The 23,850-nt window shown below is 62.7% G+C and carries 20 protein-coding genes; 8 read left to right on the forward strand and 12 right to left on the reverse strand.

Going from position 1 to position 23,850, the window contains the following annotated elements:
• Positions 1-601: 601 nt before the first annotated feature.
• Positions 602-4,375, forward strand: coding sequence for a vitamin B12-dependent ribonucleotide reductase (locus tag IHQ72_RS23415; RefSeq protein WP_258117534.1), 3,774 nt, complete (start codon positions 602-604; stop codon positions 4,373-4,375).
• A 256-nt stretch (positions 4,376-4,631) separates the two neighbouring features.
• On the opposite strand, the gene IHQ72_RS23420 is transcribed toward IHQ72_RS23415, so the two are convergent.
• The 8 genes from IHQ72_RS23420 to IHQ72_RS23455 form a co-directional block, all read right to left on the reverse strand.
• Positions 4,632-5,936 (reverse strand): IS4 family transposase, encoded by a 1,305-nt coding sequence (locus tag IHQ72_RS23420; protein WP_258117536.1) that lies wholly within the window; start codon positions 5,934-5,936, stop codon positions 4,632-4,634.
• Positions 5,937-6,145: 209 nt separating this feature from the next.
• Positions 6,146-8,344, reverse strand: coding sequence for an esterase-like activity of phytase family protein (locus tag IHQ72_RS23425; protein ID WP_258117537.1), 2,199 nt, complete (start codon positions 8,342-8,344; stop codon positions 6,146-6,148).
• Between the two features lie 205 nt (positions 8,345-8,549).
• Complete coding sequence (locus tag IHQ72_RS23430; protein ID WP_258117538.1) at positions 8,550-9,566, reverse strand: glycoside hydrolase family 25 protein; 1,017 nt, start codon at positions 9,564-9,566, stop codon at positions 8,550-8,552.
• 224 nt (positions 9,567-9,790) lie between these two features.
• Positions 9,791-10,033 carry a hypothetical protein gene (locus IHQ72_RS23435; protein WP_258117539.1) on the reverse strand — a complete coding sequence of 81 codons (243 nt, stop codon included), beginning with the start codon at positions 10,031-10,033 and terminating at the stop codon, positions 9,791-9,793.
• 118 nt (positions 10,034-10,151) lie between these two features.
• Positions 10,152-10,550 carry a GFA family protein gene (locus tag IHQ72_RS23440; RefSeq protein ID WP_258117542.1) on the reverse strand — a complete coding sequence of 133 codons (399 nt, stop codon included), beginning with the start codon at positions 10,548-10,550 and terminating at the stop codon, positions 10,152-10,154.
• A 186-nt stretch (positions 10,551-10,736) separates the two neighbouring features.
• Positions 10,737-11,693, reverse strand: coding sequence for an alpha/beta fold hydrolase (locus tag IHQ72_RS23445; RefSeq protein WP_258117544.1), 957 nt, complete (start codon positions 11,691-11,693; stop codon positions 10,737-10,739).
• Between the two features lie 25 nt (positions 11,694-11,718).
• Positions 11,719-12,204: an SRPBCC family protein gene (locus IHQ72_RS23450; RefSeq protein ID WP_258117545.1), complete on the reverse strand. Its 486-nt coding sequence runs from the start codon at positions 12,202-12,204 to the stop codon at positions 11,719-11,721.
• A 138-nt stretch (positions 12,205-12,342) separates the two neighbouring features.
• Positions 12,343-12,591: a ParB N-terminal domain-containing protein gene (locus tag IHQ72_RS23455; RefSeq protein ID WP_095490758.1), complete on the reverse strand. Its 249-nt coding sequence runs from the start codon at positions 12,589-12,591 to the stop codon at positions 12,343-12,345.
• A gap of 157 nt (positions 12,592-12,748) precedes the next feature.
• Between IHQ72_RS23455 and IHQ72_RS23460 the strand changes: the two genes are divergently transcribed.
• Genes IHQ72_RS23460 through IHQ72_RS23480 form a run of 5 tightly spaced genes read left to right on the forward strand, consistent with a single transcriptional unit; the run spans position 12,749 to position 18,268 of the window.
• Positions 12,749-14,389, forward strand: coding sequence for a N,N-dimethylformamidase beta subunit family domain-containing protein (locus IHQ72_RS23460; RefSeq protein ID WP_258117548.1), 1,641 nt, complete (start codon positions 12,749-12,751; stop codon positions 14,387-14,389).
• Position 14,390: 1 nt separating this feature from the next.
• The gene (locus IHQ72_RS23465; protein WP_258117549.1) at positions 14,391-15,770 is read left to right on the forward strand and encodes an aminotransferase family protein; all 1,380 of its coding nucleotides are present in this window, start codon (positions 14,391-14,393) and stop codon (positions 15,768-15,770) included.
• A 2-nt stretch (positions 15,771-15,772) separates the two neighbouring features.
• A complete protein-coding gene (gene kce / locus IHQ72_RS23470) occupies positions 15,773-16,702 on the forward strand; it encodes a 3,5-dioxohexanoate:acetyl-CoA acetone transferase (RefSeq protein WP_258117551.1) in 930 nt (309 codons plus the stop codon).
• Positions 16,703-16,724: 22 nt separating this feature from the next.
• A complete protein-coding gene (locus IHQ72_RS23475; RefSeq protein ID WP_258117552.1) occupies positions 16,725-17,240 on the forward strand; it encodes a GNAT family N-acetyltransferase in 516 nt (171 codons plus the stop codon).
• Positions 17,240-18,268 (forward strand): histone deacetylase family protein, encoded by a 1,029-nt coding sequence (locus IHQ72_RS23480; protein WP_258117553.1) that lies wholly within the window; start codon positions 17,240-17,242, stop codon positions 18,266-18,268. The genes IHQ72_RS23475 and IHQ72_RS23480 overlap by 1 nt, the downstream gene beginning before the upstream one ends.
• A gap of 18 nt (positions 18,269-18,286) precedes the next feature.
• Here the strand turns inward: IHQ72_RS23480 and IHQ72_RS23485 are convergent, their stop codons facing one another.
• Both IHQ72_RS23485 and IHQ72_RS23490 read right to left on the reverse strand, forming a co-directional pair.
• Complete coding sequence (locus IHQ72_RS23485) at positions 18,287-19,552, reverse strand: cysteine desulfurase-like protein (protein WP_258117554.1); 1,266 nt, start codon at positions 19,550-19,552, stop codon at positions 18,287-18,289.
• A gap of 54 nt (positions 19,553-19,606) precedes the next feature.
• Entirely contained in the window at positions 19,607-20,674 is a 1,068-nt protein-coding gene (locus tag IHQ72_RS23490; protein ID WP_258117555.1) for an aldo/keto reductase, read from the reverse strand.
• 381 nt (positions 20,675-21,055) lie between these two features.
• Between IHQ72_RS23490 and IHQ72_RS23495 the strand changes: the two genes are divergently transcribed.
• On the forward strand, positions 21,056-21,220 hold the full coding sequence (locus IHQ72_RS23495; RefSeq protein WP_023798224.1) for a hypothetical protein: 165 nt from the start codon (positions 21,056-21,058) through the stop codon (positions 21,218-21,220).
• Between the two features lie 50 nt (positions 21,221-21,270).
• On the opposite strand, the gene IHQ72_RS23500 is transcribed toward IHQ72_RS23495, so the two are convergent.
• The gene (locus IHQ72_RS23500; protein ID WP_258117562.1) at positions 21,271-21,777 is read right to left on the reverse strand and encodes a DUF1993 domain-containing protein; all 507 of its coding nucleotides are present in this window, start codon (positions 21,775-21,777) and stop codon (positions 21,271-21,273) included.
• 121 nt (positions 21,778-21,898) lie between these two features.
• Here IHQ72_RS23500 and IHQ72_RS23505 point away from each other — a divergent pair, with 121 nt between their 5' ends.
• Complete coding sequence (locus IHQ72_RS23505) at positions 21,899-22,948, forward strand: DUF1176 domain-containing protein (protein WP_258117563.1); 1,050 nt, start codon at positions 21,899-21,901, stop codon at positions 22,946-22,948.
• Here IHQ72_RS23505 and IHQ72_RS23510 read toward each other — a convergent pair.
• Positions 22,945-23,820, reverse strand: coding sequence for an alpha/beta hydrolase (locus IHQ72_RS23510; RefSeq protein ID WP_258117564.1), 876 nt, complete (start codon positions 23,818-23,820; stop codon positions 22,945-22,947). The two genes, IHQ72_RS23505 and IHQ72_RS23510, sit on opposite strands and share 4 nt — an antisense overlap.
• Positions 23,821-23,850 lie beyond the last annotated feature (30 nt).

The following is a 23,850-nucleotide window of genomic DNA, read 5'->3' on the forward strand; positions in this document are numbered from 1 at the left end:
GCGGCCGATTGCCTGCGCGTGGGCTAATCGAAATCCCCTGGGGCAATTCTATCCCCGTTATCCACAAATGTGACACACAAGATGTTGGGGTCACAAAAGCGGCACAAACGAATCCTTGACGGCGCAAAACGAGTCGCCTTTTATAGGCCGTGCGCTCCTGTTGAGAGTGCGACCGGAAAGTTCTGAGCCCGGTCTTTTTCCCGGATTATGTGCGTTTTGCCGCATTTCCGCCTGGTTACGAGGCCGGCGGGAGCGTTGGGATTGTGGGGTCTTTGGGGGACGAAAGGGAAAAATGTCGGACTGGAATAAATTGTCTGTTAATACTATATTTAGTGTTTGCAGGTAGGTTCGACGCTAGATAGTGTGAAAGTCCCTCGATTGAGGGAGTCGCAAAAAAGTTTCAGTTTTGAGGACCCGCAGGGTTCGTCGGCGCGTTGGACGGCTACTTCGCAAGGAGTTCGACCAGCAGGGCGGGCGGAGCCTGTGAAAAGGAGCCGGCCGTTTTCGAACGCCGGCAGACGGCGGACATGCGCGTTTCGCAATGGGGGCAGAAATCCCCCGGGAAAGGCGCTATATATAGACAAAGCAAGGGATAGGACCAATGCGCATCGAGCGTCGTTTCACCAAGCAAGGGCAGTCGGCTTATGCGGAGATCGAATTCCGCAAGGCGCTTTCGGAGATCAAAAATCCGGATGGCTCGGTGGTGTTCCGCTTGGACAACATCGATGTGCCGGCGCAGTTCAGCCAGGTTGCCGCCGACATCCTAGCGCAGAAATATTTCCGCAAGGCCGGCGTGCCGGCTCGGCTGAAGAAGGTCGAGGAGAACGACGTCCCCTCCTTCCTGTGGCGCTCCGTCGCCGACGAGGCCGAGCTGGCAAAGCTGCCCGAGGCCGAGCGCTACGGCTCCGAGATCGACGCCCGCCAGGTCTTCGACCGCCTCGCCGGCACCTGGACCTATTGGGGCTGGAAGGGCGGCTACTTCAAGTCGGAGGAAGATGCGCGCGCCTTCCGCGACGAGCTTGCCTATATGCTGGCCACCCAGCGCGTCGCGCCGAACTCGCCGCAATGGTTCAACACCGGCCTGCACTGGGCCTATGGCATCGACGGCCCGAGCCAGGGCCATTTCTATGTCGACCCGTTCACCGGCAAGCTGACCAAGTCGAAGTCTTCCTACGAACATCCGCAGCCGCATGCCTGCTTCATCCAGGGCGTGCGGGACGATCTCGTCAACGAAGGCGGCATCATGGATTTGTGGGTGCGTGAAGCGCGCCTGTTCAAATACGGCTCCGGCACCGGCTCCAACTTCTCGTTTCTGCGCGGCGAAGGCGAAAAGCTGTCCGGCGGCGGCCGCTCGTCCGGCCTGATGAGCTTCCTGAAGATCGGCGACCGCGCGGCGGGCGCCATCAAGTCGGGCGGCACGACGCGCCGCGCCGCAAAGATGGTCATCGTCGACGCCGACCATCCCGATATCGAGGAATTCATCGACTGGAAGGTCAATGAGGAGCAGAAGGTCGCCTCGCTGGTCACCGGCTCCAAGATCGTCAAGAAGCACCTCGAAGCGATCATGAAGGCCTGCATCAACTGCGAAGGCCAGGACGACGATTGCTTCGACCCGGCGATCAACACCGCGCTGAAGCGCGAGATCAAGCTGGCCAAGAAGGACGGGGTGCCGGAGAATTACATCTACCGCGTCATCCAGTTCGCCAAGCAGGGCTACACCTCGATGTCGTTCAAGACCTACGACACCGACTGGGATTCGGACGCCTACCTCACCGTTTCGGGCCAGAACTCCAACAATTCGGTCTCGCTGAAGGACGATTTCCTGCGCGCCGTAGAGCAGGACGGCGACTGGCATCTCACCGCCCGCAAGGACGGCAAGGTGCTGAAGACGCTGAAAGCCAGGGATCTGTGGGAAAAGATCGGCTATGCCGCCTGGGCGTCGGCCGATCCGGGCCTGCACTTCAACACGACGATGAACGACTGGCACACCTGCGCCGCGGCCGGTGCGATCCGGGCGTCCAACCCGTGCTCGGAATACATGTTCCTCGACGACACCGCCTGCAACCTGGCGTCGATCAACCTGCTGCCCTATCGCAACGCCGACGGCACCATCGATATATCAGCCTACGAGCACACGGTTCGGCTGTGGACCATGGTGCTGGAAATTTCCGTCATGATGGCGCAGTTCCCGTCGAAGGAGATCGCCAAGCTCTCCTACGAATACCGCACGCTCGGCCTCGGCTACGCCAATATTGGCGGCCTGCTGATGACATCAGGCATTCCCTATGATTCCGACGAGGGCCGCGCCATCTGCGCCGCACTCACCGCGATCATGACCGGCACGGCCTATGCCACCTCGGCCGAAATGGCCGCCGAGCTCGGCGCCTTCCCCGATTACGACCGCAATGCCCAGAACATGCTGCGTGTCATGCGCAACCATCGCCGTGCCGCCTATGGCGACAGGGACGGCTATGAGAAGCTCGCCGTCAACCCGGTGCCGCTGGTCGCCTCCGACCTGAAGCAGCCGGAGCTTGCCGCCCATGCCAAGGCTGCCTGGGATCGCGCCATCGAGCTCGGCGAGGAGCATGGCTACCGCAATGCGCAGGCGACCGTGATCGCGCCGACCGGCACGATCGGCCTGGTCATGGATTGCGACACCACCGGCATCGAGCCCGACTTCGCGCTGGTCAAGTTCAAGAAGCTGGCCGGCGGCGGCTATTTCAAGATCATCAACCGCGCCGTTCCGGAAGCGCTGCGCACGCTTGGCTATTCGGAAAGCCAGATCGCCGAGATTGAGGCCTACGCGGTCGGCCACGGCAATCTGAACCAGGCGCCAGCCGTGAACCCCGGTTCGCTCAAGGCAAAAGGTTTTACGGACGACAAGATCGCGGCACTTAACGCAGCGTTGAAATCGGCCTTCGACATCAAGTTCGTCTTCAACCAGTGGACGCTGGGTTCGGACTGGGTGAAGGAGACGTTTGGCTTCACCGACGAGCAGCTCAACGATTTCTCGTTCGAGATGCTGCCGGCGCTTGGTTTTTCGCGCAAGGACATCGAGGCCGCCAACATCCATGTCTGCGGTGCGATGACCCTCGAGGGAGCACCATTTCTGAAAGACCAGCATTTGCCTGTGTTCGACTGCGCCAGCCCGTGCGGCAAGATCGGTAAGCGTTCGCTGTCGATCAATAGCCACATCCAGATGATGGCGGCGGCCCAGCCCTTCATCTCCGGCGCCATTTCCAAGACCATCAACATGCCGAACGACGCGACGGTGGAAGACGCCAAGGGCGCCTACATGCTGTCGTGGAAGCTGGCGCTGAAGGCCAACGCGCTCTATCGCGACGGCTCTAAGCTCTCGCAGCCGCTCAACGCCTCGCTGCTTGCCGACGTCGAGGACGACGAGGACGATGCCGTCGAACAGCTGATCGCGGCGCCGGCTTCACAGCGCGCCGTGCAGGTGACTGAAAAGATCGTCGAACGCGTCGTCGAACGCCTCTATCGCGACCGCGAAAAGCTGCCGAACCGCCGCAAAGGCTATACCCAGAAAGCGGTCGTCGGCGGCCACAAGGTCTATCTGCGCACCGGCGAATTCGATGACGGTCGTCTTGGCGAAATCTTCATCGACATGCACAAGGAAGGTGCCGCCTTCCGGGCGATGATGAACAACTTCGCCATCGCCATCTCGCTCGGCCTGCAGTATGGCGTGCCGCTCGAGGAATATGTCGAAGCCTTCACCTTCACCAAGTTCGAACCTGCCGGCATGGTGCAGGGCAACGACGCCATCAAGAACGCCACGTCGATCCTCGACTATGTGTTCCGCGAACTTGCCGTCTCCTATCTGGAACGCCACGACCTCGCCCATGTCGACCAGTCGGATTTCGACAAGACCGCACTTGGCCGCGGCATCAACGAAGGCAAGGCGACGCCGTTCTCGAAGGGGCTGACGCGCGGCGTCTCGCCGGTCAAACTGGTGTCGGGCATGAGCGCCGACCCTAAGGGGTTTGGGGGTTCAAGTCCCTCTCCCGCTGCCGTCCCCACTCGCTCGGCGCCGACGGCGTTCTCAGGCTCCAATGTGCTGGCGCTGAAGCCGGCCAGCGACGAAGCGATCGCCTATAAGCGAGACTACGAAGAGCGGGCCAGGGAACTGGTCGAGGACATCGTCTACGAAGAAGCAACCGACCCGACTGGGCTGTTCACCGACGATGCCGCGAAAGAAGCGGCCGAGGCGAAGGCGCTTGCCGCTACCCGGCGTCAGCAATCATTGATGCAGGGCTACACCGGCAACGAATGCTCGGAATGCCACAACTTCACCATGGTGCGGAACGGGACGTGTGAGAAGTGCGATACCTGTGGGGCTACGAGCGGGTGCAGCTGAAAATCTGCAGCGCTAAAAACGCGACATCATCGGCCCGGTCGTAAGATCGGGCCGAAATGCTTCAAGCGCCGTGATCAGGCGCAGCTCTGCCTTCTCCCCCTGTGGGAGAAGGTGGCCGCGAAGCGGCCGGATGAGGGGTGCTCCAGCTTGGCCGCGACAGCACTCTGTCCAACACCCCTCAACCGTCTTGGCGCTACGCGCCGAGCCACCTCTCCCCACTCTCGCTAGCGTGCGCACACATCTGATTTGGCGGGGATTAGTTTGGATTTGCAAGAGCGAAGCCCTCGGCGATGGCGTGGAAGCGTTTGAGGCCGTTGCTGAAGGTGACGGGACCTGGCGGCCGCTCCTTTGCGTAGCCGTTCCACCCTCCCAGCCGGGCGATGCACCAAGCGGCCCAGGCGAGCGTGTGTTGCGGATGCGGGTTGTTCTGCTTTTGGGTCTTGCCTTCGAGCCTGGCAATCAGCGCCTCCAGCACGGTGATCTCGGCGGGGCTGAAGAGGCGTGCAGCCTTGAAGGCCTGGCCGGCGGCATCGCGCCCGTGCACGAGTTGCATGACCCTGGTGGCGACGATCAGCGCGGTCGCGGCCAGCCGTTCGAGTGCCTCACCATCGGCAAGCAGGCTTTCCTCCAGATCGATGGCCTGCGACTTCACGGTTCGGAACAGCTGTTCGACGCTCCAGCGCAACCGGTAGAGATCGACCATGCGGCAAGCGTCGGCGAGCGTTTTGACCGCGTGAGTGGTCAACAGCCGCCAGATCACCGCTTCCTTGGGCGAAGGCGGATCGATCTCGCGCACTTCGACCATGTTGAGCGTGATCTCGCGCGGATCGCGACAGTCGGCACCAAGGCGCGGCTGGCGCAAGGCGACCGCGGCGAAGCGAACGGCCAGTTGCACCTTGCGCGCCGGTCGGCCGGGACGCGCCTGCAGTTCGAAGGCGGTCCGGCCGGCTTCCGGCGTTTTGGCGATCTCGCCGAACAGACGGCCGCCCTGCTCACCCAGAGCCCGGTCGCGCACGGCGCGGATGAGCACATGCGTGCGCTCGTCAGGCAGCCTTGCCAGCACTTCGTAGATGTCGGCCTCGCGGTCGCCGATCACGGTAGCCAGCGGCGTGTCGGTCAGCGCCTGGCGGGCCGCCTTGGCGGTGGCGATCCATTTGTAGCTTTCCTTGGCTTCGATCGGCAGGGCTTGGTAGTCGTGCGCCTTCTGCCCCCGGCGCCGCCAGATCGTGGCAGCCGCAAGCCCCAGCACCGAGCCGTCGGCGGCATCCACGGCCAGCGCCGGGTGGACGAACAGCCCGACATCCTTGCCGTTGCCGACATGCCCGAGGCCGCGCTTGCGCGAGGCCTTGGCCTCATAGTTGATCTCGCTGCTGTCCTCAATGATCAGCACATGGCGGCCGGCCGCCGCCTCGCCCGTTCGCGCCGCCGCCGTGCGCACGATCTCCGGCACCGTCACTTGGGGATTGCGAAACAGCCGCGTGAACGCAATCTGTTCCGCCCGCGTATCGGCCAGCCTGCGCAGGCCCGCGCTGACGCGCGTGCACATGCGCTCCAGCACCATGCTCCCCTTTTTTGCAGGCGCAGGTCGCCGAAGTATCCAAGCAGCAAAGCCATCGTCGAAATCTCCCGAATCAACAATGGCAGCTACAGAATCACACATGATTCCAACCCCACAAGCCAAACCTGCTACCCGACCAAACTCCCTTGACACCTCTCCGAAGCAGATGTGTGCGCACGCTAGCCCACAAGGGGAGAAGGAAAGAACCACCCTCAGTTCACGGCGCTGATGTTGCCCAGGCGGAGAAACAGCGTTTCGCCGGAAGAATCATCGACGCCGTCATTGTCGGTGGCGACGAAGATATCGCCGTTCCTGTCGATGGTGAAACCTTCGACCTTGTCGATGACATAGCCGTTGGTGGCTGATTTCAGGTCACTGATGATGTCGCGTACCAGCGTCTTTTCGACCAATGGCAGTTCGCCACCGAGCTTGGCCGGTTTGAAGGCGTCGAGGGCCACCGAATAAACGCGCTTCACCTTGGCCAGGTCGCCGATCTGGTTGTCGCGTTCGAGGATGTAGAGCTTGCCGTCATGCGCGGTGATCTCCGACAGGCCCATCCAGCCAGCTTCGGTCGCTTCGAGCGGGTAACGCACCGCCGACCATTCCTTGGCCTGCGGCTTGTAGGCCAGAAGCTTGACCTGGCCCTTGGGATCGTCGGCCCATTCGCGTTGCACGGCCATCACCAGCGTCAGGTCGTCGCCCTCGCCGACCGCAGTGATGCCTTCGAGACCGAAGCGGGTCTGGTGGGCGAGCAGTTCTATCGGGAAGCCGATTTCCTGCTTGATCTCGCCCTTGTCGTTGACGCGCAGGATGGCGTGCGGGACGAGCTTTGCCGGATCGCCTTCATTGGCAAGCCAGAAGCCGCCTTCACCGTCGGCGACAATACCTTCGATGTCGAGCTTCTGTGCAGGATGGCCGCCACGCGTGACGATGGTCTTGCCAGTGATCAGCGCCGGCGTCTGGGTGGCATCGATCTCGAAGATCGACGGCGCGTTGGCGTAGAACGAGTCCGAGGCCGCGAAGAGCTTGCCGGCAGCGTCGTCGGCCGCGAGCGCCGAAAGCGCACCCCAGCCGAGTGGCGTGCCGTCTGCCGTAAGCTTTGCCGTGATCATCGGGTAAGTGGCGGGACCCTCCGAGCGCTCGTAGATCATCACGTGCGAGCGGGCGAGCCCGTCCTCAACCAGGTCGGCTTCGTTGGCGGTGACCAGGAGATTGCGCGACGGGATCGCGACCAGGCCTTCCGGGCCGATGCCGGACGGCAGGATCTGGACGAACTGGGGCTCCGCACCCGTGTCCTTGTAGACGCCGACAACGGAGCCACGCTCCGAAGCAACGAAAACCAGTCTGTCTTCGCCGAACGCGCCGGTCTCGAGACCTTCCGGCTCGACGCCCTTCTTGTTGCGGTCGTCCGGATAATGGCCGGCATTGGCGACCTGGTTCTCGAAGGATGGACCGGATTCGTAGAGAACCTCGCCCTTCTTGCTGAAGATTGTGAAGCCGCGCGAGCCGCCCTTGTAGTCGCCTTCGTTGGCGACGACGAGACGGTCATTGTCGAGCCAATTCACGGCGTCGGGTTCGCGCGCGACGTTTTCCATTTTGCCATCGAAGGACAAGGCGCCGTTCTTCTTGGTATCGATCTTGTCCAGCGCGACTGAGCCTGCGGTGAAGTGCGTGACGATCGCGCCGGTTTCGGCGTTGACGATGGCGATGTGGTTGTTTTCCTGCAGCGTGACCGCTATCTCGCCGGCCTCGTTGAAGGCGACGAATTCCGGCTCCGGATCTTCCGCCGCGACTTCGGCAATGCCCGCCAGGTTGACGGTCTTCATCGCCGCGCAATCAGGCTGGCCTTCGGCAAGCGTGAAAATCTTGAGGTCGCCCGCCGGCATCTGCGGAATTTCTCCGTCGTTCAGATCCTCGTCGCGCTCGTTCTCGATGGCGATGGCCAGGAACTTGCCGTCCTTGCTGAACGCCAGCGAGTCCGGCTGGCCGCCGAGGTCGCAGGTGCCTTCGATCGCCTTTGAGGCGAGGTCGATGATAGTAAGATTGCCGGAAGGCTTGGCTTTGCTCTGGGACGTGTTGACGCCGGCCAGCACCTTGCCGCCGATGACCACAACCGAGGTTGGCTCGCCGTCGATCTTGACGATGCCGCCGGCCTTGGGCGCCTTGGGATCGGCGATGTCGATGAAGCCGACCGCACCGAGCGGGCTATCGGAATAGACCAGCGTCATGCCGTCTTCGCTCGCCGTGATGATCTCGGACGAAGTCGGCGTGGTCTTTTCGACATCCGCCGGGAGGTTTCCGGCCACCGCGAAGCTCGCGACCCGGTTGAACATCATGTCGGCATGGGCCGGCAGCGAAACGGAGGCAGCAAGCGCTGCCGTCAGGACGAGAAGCGCGGAATGGCGGGGCACGGGTGGCGTCTCCTGTTCGATGGAATCCACCTGATTTGCGGGAACGACATTTCAAAGCGATGACGGATCGATGACACTTCCGCGACAGGCGGTCAGGGTCCGTCGATATTCACCTCATACTGGCCTGCAAATGGCGGCTTTTTGCGGCCGCGATCAGCGCCCCACAGGCGCGAACAGCAAGAAGCTCCAGCCCCGGAAGGACGCCCTACTCCGCCTCGGCCACCATCTGCCGCCCGCCGACCCAGTTCCGCCAGGCTCTCTCGTCGCCGTGGAACACGTTGAGGTCGATGCGGCCCCTCACCCCGTGCGACAGGCCGGAGCCGGAATACTGCCAGAACACCCATTTGCGGCCGGGATAGACCTTTGACGGGTGCTGTGCCACCGCGCGCAGCCAGAATGGATAGTCCAGAAATGCGCCACGCAGATTGTCGCGGTAGAAATCAGGCGCGGTGTAGATGATGGGCCGCTGGCCGTAGTGGCGCTCGAGCTTGTCCATGAACACCTGCATCTTCTCCAGCACCTTTTGCCGCGACGGCCGCCGCTTGCAGCTGGATTCGCCGTTCCACTCGACATCGATCACCGGCGGCAAGGCGCCCTCGACCCTCGGCACGTTGCGGATGAACCAGTCGGCCTGCTCGCCGGCCGTGCGGCACCAGTAGAAGAAATGGTAGGCGCCGCGCTTGAGGCCGGCGGCGTGGGCATTGCGCCAGTTCTTCCTGAACATCGGGTCGAGATGATCGCCGCCGTCGGTCGCCTTGATGTAAGCAAAGTTCGCGCCCTGCGCGCGCAGCTTGTCCCAGTTCACGTTGCCCTGCCAGCGCGAGACGTCGACGCCGTGAACAGCGAGGTGTCTGGGCGACGCCCTGCCGAAATTGATCGGCTTGGCGTCACGAAAACGATAGCGCTGGACCGGCTCGGCGAGCATCGGTGCTGTCCGTGCCAGCCGCGTCGGCGCCACCAGGGCAATCGGCTCGGCGGGTGGTTCGATGCTTTCCACAGGCTCTGGAGTGGCCATCGCCACAGTCGGCTCCGCCGCCTCTTCCTGCGCGAAGTCGGGCGCCGCATCGGCCGCACCGACGGACGCTACCGGCGCCGGCGGCCGCACAACCGAGCTGGTCGTCTCGCTGGACGGCACTTGCAACGCGTCGACGCCGGACGTGGATGTGCAGCCGGCAAGGCACAGAGACGCGAGCACAAAGATGACGACGCCTGATAACCGCATCTGGACCTGTACGCAGAACACAACAGACCGAGGGCAAGACAACGCCGCCGGACAAACCAGTCCAGATTACTAACGAGAAATTACCAACAAAGTTTGAATCAAATTGTTAGGACGAGAACTGGGCAAACAGAATACATGGCGTGCTTGATCGCCGTAGCGGCGAGAGCTTGAAAACGCCGGCAGGGGCAGAGGGCGCACGAAGGATCGCCGACCCTGCACCGCTGCTAGCCACACAGCCATAGCGTGTGGCAGGCCTTGGCTACCACGTGAGCGGGCGGCACAAAGCGATCCTCGACGGGTCGATCGTCGACCGGGCGATTGACGACCGGCACATCGTCCTCCGCCCGGCGAACTTTTTCTTCAAGCAGCGTGCGAAGCTCGGCCGGCTGCACGCGGTCACGCTCCATCACGAGCTTGACCATCGGATCGCTCAAAAGCTCATCCAGGGTGTTGATTCTGTCGTTCATCCGTCGCCTCCTCGACTGCCGACCCGCACGTAATAGATAGGTGGCAATGATGGCTCGCCAATGACGCTTTGCCGGCTATCTCGTGTCCCGGATGAAAAAATTGGGCACGCGCTGCGCTTCAATTCGGCGGTGGCGCGCCTTCATATTGCGGCAGGCCGTCGTCGAGTTGCACCCAGGGCTGCTTCGAGGCGGTCCACATATGCATCTGCGGCTTGAATATCGAAGGGTCGTCGAGCGAGCCTGAGGTGACGCCGATGATGCCGGCGGAGTCGCGCCGGGAAAACATCGTCGTGCCGCAGCCCGGGCAGAAGCCGCGCTTGAGATCGGGCGAGGAATTCACCGTCGCCACCGGCCCGTCGATGGTCACATCGTCGATACGGAACAGCACGCGGGCGTTGAAGGCAGCGCCCAGCGCCTTCTGGCAAAGCCGGCAATGGCAGACGCGCTCGTTGATCGGCGCGGCCTCAGTGCGGTAGCGCACCGCCCCGCACAGGCAGCCGCCCTGATATTTCGCCATTGCCTGAGCCCCTCTTTCTGAAGATTGGCAGCAAGGTAGCTGCCGGGATAGGAGCGTCAATTGAAAATCTTTGATGGCGCCATCTGTTGGCGTGATGCGGCAGGCCGAACGTGCGATCAGGCGCGATGCGCAACGAGCGTCGCCGGCCATCTCGCGGGAGACGGCCGGCAGGCAGTTGTCAGGCTGTCAGTTCGTTTCGCTGACGATCTCGTCCCAGGTCTTGACCTTGGTCTCGCCATTGAGAAAGGGCAGCGCGGCGGCCACCAGTTCCGGCGCGAAGAACACGTCGTAATGGGTGCGGTTCGGCAGGATGGCCAAACGGTTCTGCGACAGGTTCTCGCGCATCCAGCCGGCGTCCTTCAACCCGCCGCCGAGCATCTGATAGAACTTGATCTCGTGCTCGGGCCGGTACATGTCGCTGTCGCCAAAAACCAGCATGACCGGCATCTTCAGCTTCGCCACGTCGGCGGAATAATCATAGTCCTTGCGCATATGGGCGCCCAGTTGATCGAGCAGCTTCGGAAAGTCCTGCGGATGCGGCGCGACCGCCGCGTAGGACTTGTACATCGGCGTGTCCTTCATCATGTCGGCCATCGCCGCGCCGACCTGCGCCTGCTGGGTGCGCATGTCGGCATAGAAGCCGTCCGAGGCATAGCCGGTCGAGACCAGGACCAGCCGGCGCACGGTTTCGGGATGCTGGACGGCCATGCGGAAGGCAACGCCGCCGCCCAGCGAGTAACCCATGACATCGACCTGCTCGTAGCCGAGCGCCTTGACGATCGCCGCCATGTCGTCACCCATCGCCTCCAGGCTGAGCGGCCGGTCGCCGAGCGCGGTGCGGCCGTGACCATGCAGGTCGACGCCGATGACGGTGCGGTTCTCGGCAAGCTTAGGCAGGATCGGCGCGAACATGTCGGTGGTGCCGAGACCACCATGCAGCAGAAGCAGCGGCTCGCCGTTGCCGTAGACGGCGTAATAGTAATTCAGGCCGTTGATCGGCAGCAGGCCGGATTTCGCCGGCTCTGGCATCGCCTTCATTTCGGTGATCATGGCGGGCTTTGCCTCCTCGGCTTTGGTGGAGCCCGGCGCAGCGAAGAGCGCAGCAGCCGAGGCGAAGATGGCGAAAAACATCGATCTGGACATGTCGGTCTCCTCCCGTCCGCTGGTATCAAAGCCGCTTGGCTAGTTCCTCGAGCTGGTCGGCGCACTGGCCCCAGCCCTCGTGAAAGCCCATCTTCTCGTGCTTTTCGCGATCGGTGACGGACCAATGCGCAACCCGAGCGATGTAGCGGGTCTTGCCCTCGCCCTCATCCTCGAAGGTCAGTACAACCGTCATGAACGGCTTTTCGGACGGCTCCCAGGCCTTTGTATAGGCGTCGGTGAGAACGATCTTCCTGCCCGGCACGACTTCGAGGAAGATGCCGGGGTTCGGGAATTCGTTGCCGTCGGGTCCCGCCATGACGACCAGGCTGGAGCCGCCGGTGCGCACGTCCATTTCGGCGCGCGGCGTCGTCCAGGGCTTTGGCGCGAACCATTGCGTTACGAGTTTCGGCTCGGTCCAGCAGCGATAGACGTTCTCGCGCGGCGCATCGATGATGCGGGCAAGAACCAGTTCACGGTCGGAGTTGGGGGCGATGTCGAGCTTGGTCGTCATGATGGTCCCCTCACTTGCTTGCTAAAGAGTTGGCTTGAATGCCGGTTTCCGTCTCAAGGACGAGTGGGCAACGCGCAGCCCGACACGGTCTCGCGAAAAACTTCGCCTGGCCGATTCCGGCGGACGCCGAATGAGAGCTTAGTGGCGCTTGGCTTGCACCAGATAGGCGTCGATCTCGGTCTCGCCGAGCCACTTCGCCGCTTCCAGCCGGTGCAGGCCTTCGACCAGGATATGGCGCTTGCCGTCATGGCGCACCTGGATCGGCGTCTTCATGCCGTTTTCCAGAATGTCCTCTGCCAGATGCCGGACGGTCTCGGGATGCAGCGTCTTCCTGCGCGCGGTCGGCACGTAGATGTCGTCCACCTTGACCTTTTGCACTCTCAGCATGTCGGCTCCCGTGGCGAAAAAGGCCACCCTTTGTGAGATAGTCGGTTTGGCAGGCAAGGCCAAGGCCGGCTGTCAGCTATCGCTGGCCCGATCGTTTCCAATTGACGCTTGGCCGGCAGATGGTCGAAATGACGCGTTCGACCCTCCACAGGCGTTCATGACCCAGCTTCCTACCGAATTCCCCGATTTCGGACTGACGCCCCACCAGCGCCGGCAAGCGGTGCGCGGCCACTACTGGGAGTGGCCGGGCATGGATGGCGAACGCGGCGAGATCTGGTGCTACAGCGACCGTTTTTCATACCGCCGGGGCGAGACAGTTGTGCTGCATGTCAGCTCGACAGCCTCCAGCTTCAGCGTGGCGATCGTCCGCGACGGCGGGACCGAAACGAAAATGTTCGAGACGGCCGGGATCGCGGCGCGCTGGCAGGATACGCCCGATCAATGTTCGGTCTTGGGCTGCGGCTGGGACGCGTCGTTTGAGTTCCGTGTCAATGACGAATGGCCGTCCGGAGCCTACCGCGTCACGCTGACGGCGGACGGCCGCGACGGCAAGCCGATCCGCTGCCACCACCTTTTCATCGTTAGCCCGCAGCCCGGCAAGAAACGGGGTCGTGTGCTGCAGGTTGCCGCCACCGGCACCTGGCTTGCCTACAACACTTGGGGCGGCTCCAATCATTACGAAGGCATCACCGGCCCGAACCGCGACCAGTATGCCCCAATGGTGTCGAGGCAGCGGCCATGGTGCCGCGGCTTTGTTGTTCTGCCGAAAGAGGCGCCGCGCGTGCCGCTCGAGGTCGCCGTGCCGCCGAAGACCGCGCCGCGCTATCCGCATATGGAATGGGCTTTCGCCACCGGCCATTCGAAGAAATACGCCTCGTCCGGCTGGGCAAGCTATGACAGCCACTTTTTTCGTTTTGCCGAACGCGCCGGCTATGCTGTCGACCTTGCCAGCCAGCACGAATTGCATTTCTCGCCCGAAATCCTCGACGGCTATGACTGCGTCGTCTTCGTCGGCCATGACGAATATTGGACCTGGGAGATGCGCGACGCTGTCGATGCCTATGTCGAACGCGGCGGCCATGCGGCGCGCTTCGCCGGCAATTTCATGTGGCAGACCAGGCTGGAGGACGAGGGCCGCCGCCAGATCTGCTACAAATACCGCGCCCGCGCCGAGGATCCGGCCTATCGGGGCGGCGACGTGACCCGCGCCACGAATTCTTGGGAAGCGCCGGAAATCGGCCGGCCGGGTGCGACGACCTTCGGGCTCAATGCGACCAGGGGCCTCTATGCCGGCTGGGGCGGTTGCGCGCCGCGCGGCGTGCGCGGCTTTCCGGTCTACCGGCCTGACCATTGGGCGTTCGCCGGCACAGGCATCTATTACGGCGACCTGCTCGGCGCCGACAGCCATGTCTATGGCTATGAGGTCGACGGGCTGGACCACGAGATCCACGGCGGCCTGCCCTACCCGACGCCCGACAGCGGCGCGCCGGATGGCCTGGAAATTCTCGCGGTCGGCATGGCTGCGCAAATCGAGGAGAGCGCCGACATCGCGTTCGAAGACCAGTTTCTCGGCGACGAGGACGGACGCTTCACCGCCGAAACGCTGTTCGGCGAGGCGAGCGACGCCAATCTCGACAAGGTCAAGCGCGGCAACGGAATGATCGTCAATTTCCCGCGCGGCAAGGGCGAGGTGTTCCACGCCGGAAGCTGCGAATGGGTCGCCGGCCTGCTAAGGCAGGACGCGATGGTCGAACTTGTCACCAAAAATGTTCTCGGCCGCTACCTCGGAAAGTCCTGACATGCTGAAGTCCCAAACCCCTGCCCCGGACGCCGAGACGCGCCCGCCATCGCATCTGTTCTATCTGTCCAGTCTGCGCCGGCCGCTGGTCGATCGCGCCGAAGGCATCTACATCTGGACGCAGGATGGCCGCCGCTTCATCGACGGATCGAGCGGACCGATGGTCGCCAATATCGGTCATTCCAACCGCAACGTGCTGGATGCGATGAAGCGGCAGATGGACCGCGCCACCTTCGCCTATCGGCTGCATTTCGAGAACGAGCCGGCCGAGGAGTTGGCGCGGGAGCTGGCCGGAAAGCTGCCCGAAGGCATGGACCGCATCTTTTTCGTTTCGGGCGGCTCGGAAGCGACTGAATCCTGCATCAAGCTTGCCAGGCAGTGGGCAGTGGCGACAGGCCAGCCCAGGCGCTGGAAGGTGATCACCCGCTTTCCCTCCTATCATGGCGGCACGCTTGGTTCGCTGTCCGTCACCGGCGACGATGCGCTGGCCGAAACTTTTGCGCCGATGATGCAGGTCATGCCGACCGTGCCGGCGCCGGCCGCCTGGCGCGACCGTGACAATCTCTCGATGGAACAGCGCGGCATTCGCTACGCCGACATGCTGGAGGAGAAAATCCTCGCCGAGGGACCGGAAAGCGTCCTCGCCTTCATCATGGAGCCGGTCGGCGGCGCTGCCACAGCGGCGCTGGTGGCGCCGGACAGCTACTATCCGCGCATCCGCGAAATCTGCGATCGCTACGGCATCCTGCTCATCCATGACGAAGTGATGAGCGGTGCGGGCCGCACCGGAAAGTTCCTCGGTGGCGACCATTGGAACTGCAAGCCTGATATCGTCGCGCTGTCGAAGGGACTGGGCTCGGGCTATGCGCCGCTCGGTGCGCTGGCGGCGCCGATGCGGCTGGTACAGCCGCTGCTCGCCTCCGGCGGCTTCCAGCACGGCCACACCTATGCCGGCAATCCGCTCGCCTGCGCCGCCGGGCTCGCCGTGCTTGGCGAAATGGACCGCCTCGGCCTGATCGCCAATGCGGCTGACATGGGCGACCTTTTGATGGCCGAGCTGAAAGGATTGGCCAAGCGGTTTCCGTTCATCGCCGACGTGCGCGGCAAGGGCCTGCTCACCGGCGCCGAGATGGTCGCCGACCCCGATACGCTGAGGCCGATCGCACCGGCGAAGAAGGCCACCCAGCGCCTGCTCGACCTCGCCTATGAGCGCGGCCTGATAATCTATGGCCGCAAAGTCAAGGGCGGCATCGACGGCGACAATTTCATGGTGGCGCCGCCGATGATCGTCACCAAGGAACAGGTCGGCGAGATCGTCGCCATCATCGGCGATTCGCTGCAGGTGCTGGCCGGCGAGCTCGACCTGCCGGTCGAAGACTGAAAATGGCGCCGCGAAAAGTCATCATCACCTGCGCCGTCACCGGGTCGGTGCACACGCCGTCGATGTCGCCGCATCTGCCGGTGACGCCGGGCCAGATCGCCGCAGAGGCGATCGCCGCGGCGGAAGCCGGCGCTTCGATCCTGCATCTTCACGCCCGCGACCCGAAGGATGGGCGGCCGACCGCCGATCCTGATGCGTTCATGCAGTTCCTGCCGCGCATCAAGCAGGCGACCGATGCGGTGATCAACATCACCACCGGCGGCTCCTCGCTGATGACGCTCGACCAGCGCCTGGCCGCACCGCTCAGGGCCGAGCCCGAAATGTGCTCGCTCAACATGGGCTCGATGAATTTCGCGCTGTTCCCGATGCTCGACCGGCCAAGGCAATGGCAGCACGAGTGGGAGCCCAAGTTGCTGGAGGCAACCCGCGACACGATCTTCAAGAACACCTTTGCCGACATGGAGACCGTGCTCGAAAGACTTGGAAAGGGCTGCGGCACACGCTTCGAATTCGAATGCTACGATGTCGGCCACCTCTATTCGCTGGCGCATTTTCGCGACCGAGGGGTGGTTTCGGGACCTCTGTTCATCCAGTTCGTGTTCGGCATACTGGGCGGTATCGGCGCCGATCCCGACAATCTGGTGCATATGAAGCGCATCGCCGACAAATTATTCGGCGACAGCTATCAGTTTTCGGTGCTGGCCGCCGGGCGCCACCAGATGCCGATGATCTCGATTGCGGCGGCGATGGGCGGCAATGTCCGCGTCGGGTTGGAGGATAGCCTCTATGACGGGCCCCAGCTGGCAAAGTCCAATGCCGACCAGGTTCGCCGTATCCGCAGCGTGCTCGACGGGCTGTCGCTTGACGTCGCCACGCCCGCTGAGGCGCGCGAGATGCTGGCACTCAAGGGCGGTGATAGGGTAGCGTTCTGAGATGGCCTGAGATGCTTGCAAAGTGACCAATCCAGCACGCAACGACATTCTCGTCCGGCCCGGAACTGTCGAGGACGTCGAAACCATCCATGCCGCGATCCTGCGGCTTGGCGCTCATATCGGCGCGCCCGAGGAAATCACCTCGACGGCCGACGACCTCCGCACCTACGGCTTTGGCGAAAAACCTTCTTTCTCGACCCTGATCGCCGAAGTCGGCGGCGAGTTCGCCGGCCTCTGCCTCCATTTCCCGATCTTCTCGACCTGGATGGGGCGGCCTGGCGTCTATGTGCAGGACCTCTTTGTCGAAGACCGGTTTCGCGGCCGCAAGATCGGCGAACGCCTGCTGCGGCGTGTCGCGCGAGAATGCCGGAAAGATGGCGGCGTCTACCTCAGACTGTCCGTCGATACCGACAATGAAACCGCTAGGGCCTTTTACGAAAGACTGGGCATTGCCTGGTCGAGCTACGAGCAGGTGCAGAAGATCGTCGGCGACGCCTTCGTCGCTTTCGCCGACGCGCCAGAGGATGAGGGGAAATAATGAAAGCCTTCTATGCCGAAGAACAGAAGCGCCATGATCCCAAGGCGTTCCTCTCCAGCGGTGCCCAAAAGCCCAATCCGGAAAAACCGGAACGGGTCGAACGGCTGCTCGCCGGCGCAAAGGCCGCCGGCTGCACGATCGAACGGCCGAGAGATCACGGGCTTGGTCCGGTTGCGGCGGTGCATACGCCCGAATACCTCGATTTTCTCGAACACATATTCGCGCGCTGGCAGCGCATCGAGGGCGCTTCGGCGGAAGTGATTCCCAACATCCACCCGATAGCGCGGGACGGCTCCTATCCGGCCTCGGCGGTCGGCCAGGCCGGCTACCACATGGCCGACACCGCTTGCCCGATCTCCGGCGAGACATGGCATAGCGCGCTGTGGAGCGCCTGGAGCGCGGTTGAAGCCGCCGAGGCGGTGATGGCGGGTGCGCCGGCTGCCTATGCGCTGTGCCGTCCGCCCGGCCACCACGCCTTTGCCGATGTCGCCGGCGGCTTCTGCTTCATCAACAATTCGGCGATCGCGGCACAGGCACTACGCAAGAATGCAGCGCGGGTGGCGATCCTCGATGTCGACCTGCATCACGGCAACGGCACGCAAGGCATTTTCTATGCGCGGCCGGACGTGCTCACCGTCTCGTTGCATGCCGATCCGGTGCGCTTCTATCCGTTCTTCTGGGGTCATGCCGACGAGCGCGGCGAAAGGCCCGGTCTCGGCTACAATCTCAACCTGCCGCTGGCGCGCAAATCCGGCGATGCCGCGTTCCTCGAAGCACTCGACGTGGCTTTCCAGCGCATCCGCGCCTTTGCGCCCGAAGCGCTTGTCGTGGCGCTCGGCCTCGACGCCTTCGAGGGCGATCCGTTCGGCGGGCTGTCGGTGACGACACCGGGATTCTCGCGCATCGGCGAGGCTATCGCCGGCCTCGACCTGCCGATGGTCATCGTGCAGGAGGGCGGCTATCTCTGCGACGAGCTCGGCGACAATCTTACTGCCTTCCTCACCGGATTCGGCGGCAAGAAGCGGTGATATCAGCCGGATGCTGCGTCAGAACCGCTCCTGTCGCAGCATGGCGATGACACGGCGCACGCTCTCCAGCGTCTCGTCGATCTCGGCCGCCGTGTTGTAATGGGCGATACCGATGCGCACGACGCCATGCTCGGCTGGAATGCCGAGTTGGTGGACGATCTCCCAGGCATAGTTGTGGCCGGACCACAGGAAGATGTTTTCCGCATTCATCTGCCGCACAATTGTCTCAGGCACGATGCCGTCGACCGTGAACGAGACCGTCGGCACGCGCTCCCCGACAAGCGCCGGATCGGTGATGCCGTGAATGATCAGGCCGGAAATATCCGACAGGCAGTCGATCAACCTTTGCGCCAACGGGTTTTCGTAAGCGGTTGATACTTCGAACGCCTTGGCGATCTTCTGCCGCCGCGATCCTCTCTCGCCGGCTGCCTTGCCCAGTCCCTCGAAATGGCCAACGGCGGCCGTCAGCCCGGCCAGCAGCTCGATCTGCGGCGTGCCGAGCTCGAACCGCTCCGGCAGAGCGTCGGACGAACAGCGGCACTTGTGCGGTTTCAGAGCATCGATGACATCCAGCCTGCCCCATAGGATGCCCATATGCGGGCCGAAGAATTTATAGGCCGAGCAGATCAGGAAATCGCAGCCGATGTCCCTGACGTCGATCAGGCCGTGCGGCGCGAACTGCACGGCGTCCACATAGACCAGCGCGCCGGCCTGCTTGGCGATGCGGGTCAGCGCCTTCACCCGGTTGATCGAGCCGGTCAGATTGCTGGCGTAGTTCAAGGCCACGAGCCGCGTCCTGTCGGTGAGCAGTGTAGCAAGCGCCGCCTCCTCGATCTGCCAGCTCTGCTGGTCGAAAGGCAGCCAGCGCACGACGAGGCCAAGGTCTTCGGCCAGTTGCAGCCAGGGCGACACGTTGCCTTCGTGATCCATGCGGGTGAGGATGATCTCGTCGCCCGGTTTCATCGTGCAGCCGAGCGTGCGCGACATGTGGTAGGTCAACGTCGTCATGTTGGCGCCGATGATGATTTCCTGCGGGCTTGCAGCACCCAGGAAATCGGCCATCGCCGCATGGGCGTCGTCGACGATTTGTTGCGCCGCGATCGTGGTTTCGAAAAAACCGCCGAGATTGGCATTGGTGGTCAGCAGGCAGCGCGATACCGCGTCGGCGACCGCTTGCGGCACCTGCGTGCCGGCAGGGTTGTCGAGATAGATGCGGCGACGGCCCTTGTCGGTCAGCGAAAGCGCCGGAAATTTCTCGCGCACGGCGTCGATCGGAAAATTCACTTCTGCCCCCTTCCCCTTGTAATCATTTGATAACTTCGCTCTCGGCCGTGTTGCTCACGGGCACGGATTGCCGACACGCTGGTGGATTGCATCGACCGCCTTCTGCATGTCCTCGCTCCAGACGACGTCGGCGGAAGACAGCGCCATTTCGAGCTGCGAAATGGTCGTCGCGCCGATGATGCTCGAGGTGACAAAGGGCCGGCTCGTGACATAGGCGTTGGCAAACAATGCCGGCTCCATGCCGAAAGAGCGCGCCAGCTTGTTGTACTCGAGCTGCGCTTCGGCGGCATTGGGCGTCTCGTAGCGCTGGCCCCGGTTGAAAAGCTGAGAACGCGAGCCCTGCGGCCGCGAGCCATGATCGTATTTGCCGGTCAGGTAACCTTGTCCCAGCGGCGAATAGGCGAGCAGGGAAACCTGTTCGCGCTCGCAGACCTCAGCGAGATTCACCTCGAACGTGCGGTTGACGAAATTATAGGCGTTCTGCAGCGACACCAGGCGCGGACCGAGGCCCTTGTCGGATTCGGCGATGAATCGCATGACGCCCCAGGAGCTCTCGTTCGACAGGCCGAAATGGCGGATTTTTCCAGCCTTCACTAATTCGTCGAAGACGGCGAGCGTCTCGGTGATCGGCGTCTCTTCGGCCGGTGCGCCGACGGAATCGGCTCGTAGCGCGACGGCGCCGACGCGGTTCGGGTTGGCACCCCACGGCACCGCGCGCTCCGGCCAATGGATCTGATAGAGATCGAGATAATCGGTGTTGAGCCTGATCAGCGATTTTTCGACGGCATCGAAGATGTCGGCGCGCACCAGCTTCGACGGGCGCCCGCCGCGGAACCATGTGTTGGCGGTGCGGCCAACCACCTTCGAGGCGAGGATCACTTGATCGCGGTTGCGCTTCGCTTTCATCCAGCTGCCGATGATCTTCTCGGTCCAGCCTTGCGTCTCCGCCTTGGGTGGGATCGGGTAAAGCTCGGCAGTGTCGATGAAGTTGACGCCGCGCGAAAAGGCCAGATCCATCTGGGCGTGGCCGTCCGCTTCGGTGTTCTGCTGGCCCCAGGTCATCGATCCCAAGCAGATCTGGGAAACAAGAAGATCGGTCCGACCGAGGCGGCGTTTGTGCATGGAACTTTCTCCGGCGGGAATTTTTTGCGCGGCTGCGCGGGAAGGAAGCCACAGCATACAGGAATGCGCGGGCTGTCTCCAAGCCCGCCGCCAATCGCCTGCGACTTTTCCATGAAATCCAGCCAAGGGCTACGCGGCAGCCAACAAAAAGCCGGACTGCATTTTCATGCAGTCCGGAAATTTCGCCAGGAATGGCGAGGAAAAACCGGCCCTGTGCCGGCATTCAGCTATACGGTCAGCCCGCGCCGGAAGTTTCACGGGTCAGGTCGATTGCGATCAAAAAAGCCTGCGCAGCATGGCTGCCATGCAAATGCTGCACTGCACAATTGTCATGATTTGCCTATATTGCGAGTCGGGGAGGACCAACCAGGGGCTTGAATCATGGGTTTCCTCACTGAAATGTTCGCTCGTCCGCGTCCGCAGGAACATCTGCGCTACCGCGCGGCTCTGGCGCTGCTTCATTCAATGAGCAATGCCGACCGTGCCGACATCGGCATCAAACCAGCCGACTTCCCGCGCGTCGCCCGCGAAATGTCCTCACGCTAGTCAGCTCGTACGATATCCCGGCTCGACCGGGATATCGCCTCGCCAATTCTTCAACGCGATCCTATGAAAATCGCCTTGCTCAGCGGCACGCCATTGTGGCGCAGGATGTCGTAGGCGGTGGTCACGTGGAAGTAGAAATTGGGCATGGCGAGATGCAGCAGATACTGCATGCCGGCCATCGAGAATTCGCGCTGGCCAAGTTTCAGCTCGATCATTCTGTCGTCGGAGCCGTCCATATCGCCAGCCGAGAACGTCGCCAGATGGTCGACGGTCTTGGCGAGGCGCGCCTGGAGATCGGCAAAGCTCGCCTCGTTGTCTTCGTACTTCGGCACCTCGCGGCCGGCCAGCCGCGACGGCGCGCCCTTGGCGTGGTCGGTGGCAATCTGCACCTGCCTCGTCAACGCGTACATGTCCGGCGCCAGCCTCGACGTCAAAAACACCTGCGGGTCGATCTTGCGGTCGAGCGCATTCTGCTCGGCTGTCGAAAGCACGTTGGATAGCGCCTTCAACCTGGCCGAAAACACCGGCACGGACGCTTCGTACATCGATATGGTCACGTGAGTCTCCTATCCTGCGGGAACGCCGACGCGGACCTAGCGCCTCCGCGGGCGAATCTTCAAGCGTCACCACGTCGCCGCAATCGGTATGATAGGATTTCCCATCTGGTGGAGATTCCCGATGAGAAGCGCCCTTTTTGCAGCGACCGCTTTTTTCTCCCTTGCCGTGACAGGCCAGCCAGTGCTCGCCGCCGAAGCGCCCTATGTCGACGACAGGTCGGACGCCGAGGCGGTCATCCGTTCGCTCTACAGCGCCATCAACCGGCAAGAATTCGCGCGCGCCTGGGACTATTTCGGCGACACCAAGCCGGCCAAGGATTTCGATGCGTTCGTCAAGGGCTATGACGGCACCGAAAGGGTCGATGTCAAAACCGGCGGCGTGTCGGACGACGGTGCGGCCGGCAGCATCTATTACAATGTTCCGGTTGCCATCCGGGCGACAGCCAAGGACGGCAGCGAAAATGTCTTTGCCGGTTGCTATACGTTGCGCCAGGTCAATGCCCAGATCCAGGAACCGCTATTCCGCCCGATCTTCATCGACAAGGGCGCTTTGAAACCGTCCAAGGCCGATTTCGAGGACGCTGTGCCGGAAAGCTGCGGCGACGGACCGCCGCCGCCGAAGAAGGATGCGGCGCTGGAGCAGGCCAAGAAGGCGTTTGCGGCCACTTATGGCGACCAGTGCGACAAGGAAATGCCCGGCGGCGAGCCTTTGGCAGAGCCGGACGCCTACTCCCTCCGCTACAAGGATGCGGGCGCCGAGACCGATGAGCCCGAACGCGAGACGCGGCTGTTCCGCTTCTTCTGCTCGATGGCTGCCTACAATGAGAGTGCCGTCTACTATGTCTACGACGACGTATCCGGTGTCCGGCAGCTGCAGTTCGCCTCGCCGGAACTCGATATCCACTATGAGAACAACAATAGCGAAGGCAAGGTCGAGGCGATCAACGTCGTCGGCTTCGAGACAGACGACCAGTTGGTCAATTCCGAATATGACGACGCCACCAAGACGATCTCGTCGCTCAACAAGTGGCGCGGCGTCGGCGATGCCTCGTCAGCTGGCACCTATCTGTTTCGCAACGGCAATTTCTCGCTGGTGCAGTATGATGTCGACGCCTCCTATGACGGCGAGATCAACCCGCAGACGGTGGTGGACTACAACACCGCGCCTTAAGGGGCCTTCGACAGCATCCAGTTGAGCGTGCCGCGCCAGTCGGTCATGCGGATCGGCGTGCCATGCGTGCCCGTCTCGAAACGGACAAAGCGGGCCGGATAGGTTTTCGATTTGGCCAGGATCGAACGGAAGAAGGCTTCCTGTTTCTCGACCGGAAACACCGGATCCCTGCTGCCCTGGCCAAAGAAGACCGGGACACGGCGCTTGAAGGCCGGGCTGGAGAAGAAACTCTCATCCCAAAGCGAGCCGAGCAGCAGCAGCCCGTCGATGCGGTCGCCCAAATCCTTGCGGGCGGCAAGCTTCCAACACAGTGCGCCGCCCATCGAGCCGCAGGCAACGAAGATCTTCGCGCCCGGCGACCGTTCGGCATAGTGGCCGATCAGCGCGGCGATTTGCGCCGCGCCGGTGTCGCCGAAATCGGAGAAATCAGGCGACAGATAGAGGCCGCCATTGCCGGCCATCAGGTTCTTGACGCGGTTGAAATTGCCGCCAAAGGTGAAGTCGTCGACGCCCTGCTTGCGGCTGCCGCCCTGCCCGTGCAGGTAGAGCACGATAATGCCGGCGCCTTGCGTGCGGCCGACGGCGACGTGGCGGATCTTGCCGGCATCGGTCTTCAGCGACAGATCCTGCTGCTTTTTTCGCACGCCGGTGTCGACATACTGCGCGTGTGCGCGGCGTTCCGGCACTTCGTCGCGGGCGTTGATATCGCGCAGTTCACGATAATCGATGACCGTATAGGCGCCATTGTTCTCGGATGAGAGCGTGGCCTGATAGGCGAACAGATCATCCTTGAATGGCTTTAGCGTCTGACCATGCGCCAAACCCGAAAACAAAAGAAAAATCGAGGTCAGAAGGGGTAAACGGAGAGCCATGCCAAAGGCATGGTTTTTCGGCCTCGGTTT

It is taken from the genome of Mesorhizobium onobrychidis (assembly GCF_024707545.1).
Lineage (GTDB): Bacteria > Pseudomonadota > Alphaproteobacteria > Rhizobiales > Rhizobiaceae > Mesorhizobium > Mesorhizobium onobrychidis.